The sequence below is a fragment of the Klebsiella sp. K5-45 genome, assembly GCF_030128605.1.
Classification (GTDB): domain Bacteria; phylum Pseudomonadota; class Gammaproteobacteria; order Enterobacterales; family Enterobacteriaceae; genus Klebsiella; species Klebsiella quasipneumoniae.
This window is the reverse complement of record NZ_JAKUZW010000062.1, coordinates 1-737: the sequence shown is the minus strand read 5'-3', so window position 1 is coordinate 737 and position 737 is coordinate 1. Positions and strand designations below refer to the sequence as shown.

The following is a 737-nucleotide window of genomic DNA, read 5'->3' as shown; positions in this document are numbered from 1 at the left end:
GCTCTGTAACCGACGTGGAACCGCGCGTAAAGTTGCACAAAGCATAGGCGTCAGCGTCCCGGTCCTGTACAAATGGAAGAAAGACCTTATCAGTGACGAGGCTTATCAATCCATGCGCAAACGAAAGGCAGCCCCTCAGGATAAAAATCAGGATACTTTACTCGGTGAAATCCAGCGTCTCAGGAAGCAGGTTCATCAGCTGCAGCTCGAACGTGACATACTGACAAAGGCGAATGAACTGATAAAAAAAGATCTGGGCATCAGCTTTCTGAAACTGAAAAACAGGGAGAAAACCCTGATAGTTGATGCCCTTAAGAAAAAATACCCCGTTGCTGAGTTGCTAAGCGTTCTGCAACTTGCCCGCAGCTGTTATTTTTACCACAAAGCCAGCAAACGTCTGTACGATAAGTATGCGGAAATACGCGTGATCATGGCCGATATCTTTGAGGAGAATTACCGCTGTTACGGCTACCGGCGCCTTCACGCGATGCTTCGCAGTAACAACAGGGTTATTTCTGAAAAGGTTGTCCGCAGACTGATGGCAGAAGAGCAGCTCGTTGTTAAGCGCACCAGGCGACGACGATATAACTCTTACTGTGGCGAAATCGGTCCGGCACCGGAAAATTTACTCGCCCGGGATTTTAGTTCCTGCAGGCCAAATGAGAAGTGGCTGACCGATATTACGGAGTTCCAGCTTCCGGCTGGAAAAGTCTATCTGTCGCCGGTTATCGACTGCT

General features: G+C 49.0%; 1 pseudogene. It reads left to right on the top strand.

The features are described 5' to 3' along the window. Nucleotides 1–737 (top strand): annotated as a pseudogene (locus MKS11_RS27460) (IS3-like element ISKpn38 family transposase); the annotation flags it as partial.